Here is a 1,355-nt window from a genome sequence, read left to right as displayed (position 1 = left end):
GCGAAAATACAGTAATCTATCCTTTTGCATCAATCGGTCAACCTCCGCAAATCTTAAAATATGCTAATGAGAGATCAAGCACGATAATCGGCTCTAACAATACTATAAGAGAATATGTTACAGTGCAAGCAGGAAGCCAAGGCGGCGGAATGGTGACAAGAGTAGGAAATAATAATTTATTTATGGTCGGCGTTCATATCGGTCATGACTGTAAAATCGGCAATAATGTAGTATTTGCTAATTATGTAAGCCTAGCAGGTCATATTGAGGTAGGTGATTACGCAATAATCGGCGGACTGTCTGCCGTACATCAATATGCTAGAATCGGTGAATATTCAATGATCGGCGGGCTATCACCGGTCGGAGCAGACGTAATACCGTTCGGACTTGTAAGTAGTAAACGTGCGGTGCTTGAGGGCTTAAACCTAATCGGTATGAATAGAAAAGGGTTCGATAAAGCAGAGTCTTTAAGTGCTTTAAAAGCTATCGAAGAAATCTTCTCAGGCGAAGGTAATTTTGCTGAGCGTATAAAACAAGTTGCCGAGAAATATAACAATAATTCTATAGTAATACAAATTATTGATTTTCTTAATCAAGATAGTAGTAGAGCATTTTGTCGTTTTGAGAAGTAATGTGATAGGTTCTTACTTGTCATTCCTGCGAAAGCATTGTTGCGTGGATTGGGGTTTCCGTCACTGCGAGAAAATTACTTAAGTAATTGACGAAGCAAGTAATAAAAAAATTCTGTAAATTGGGGGTGTCAGAAAGTTTGTGTAAGTTATAAAAATAGTTAAGAATAAAACTAAAGAACCCTCAGCTATAAGCTGAGGGGTTATAAAGTGGAATCGATTAGAAATCGATCATCATTCACAGGTTCACCTTCCTGTTCATCAATATAGTGCTGTATCATTTCATCAGTTATATTACCTGAACTGACCGCCATATAGCCCCTAGCCCACAAATGATTGCCCCAAAATTGTTTTCTTAAATGAGCAAATTCTTGCAATAAAATTCTTGAGCTACTACCTTTTAAATACTGTACTAACTTGCTAAGAGATATTTGTGATTTATATGAGATAAACATATGCACGTGATCACATGATATTTTCCCTGAAATTATATATACTTCATGTTCCATACAAATCTGCCTTAGTAAATCTCTAGCCCTTTCCGCTACTTTGCCTATCAATACTCTCTTCCTATATTTTGGTATCCATATAAGATGTACTTTTAAATCATACTGACTATGACTATTCTTTCTATAACTTCTCATGTTTCTTGATATAAATTCATTGCTAAAGCAATTTCATTATATCTTCCCTTCGCCTGAAGGCGAGGGATTTCTTATCCCCGAA

General features: G+C 36.4%; 2 protein-coding genes. One reads left to right on the top strand and one right to left on the bottom strand.

Annotation, left to right across the window (positions count from 1 at the left end):
* A partial coding sequence (lpxA, locus tag REIS_RS00100) for an acyl-ACP--UDP-N-acetylglucosamine O-acyltransferase (protein WP_008579211.1) occupies nt 1-632 on the top strand: 632 nt, incomplete at its 5' end.
* Nucleotides 633-832: 200 nt separating this feature from the next.
* On the opposite strand, the gene tnpA is transcribed toward lpxA, so the two are convergent.
* Complete coding sequence (tnpA, locus tag REIS_RS00095; RefSeq protein WP_008579210.1) at nt 833-1,273, bottom strand: IS200/IS605 family transposase; 441 nt, start codon at nt 1,271-1,273, stop codon at nt 833-835.
* Nucleotides 1,274-1,355 lie beyond the last annotated feature (82 nt).

Origin of the sequence: Rickettsia endosymbiont of Ixodes scapularis (assembly GCF_000160735.1) — a bacterium.
Classification (GTDB): domain Bacteria; phylum Pseudomonadota; class Alphaproteobacteria; order Rickettsiales; family Rickettsiaceae; genus Rickettsia; species Rickettsia tamurae.
The sequence above is the reverse complement of the archived record's forward strand: the minus strand, read 5'-3'. Positions and strand labels throughout refer to the sequence as shown.

Excerpts from the sequence above, each read along its gene's own strand:
- tnpA (WP_008579210.1), bottom strand. The coding sequence starts at position 1,273 with ATGAGAAGTTATAGAAAGAATAGTCATAGTCAGTATGATTTAAAAGTA.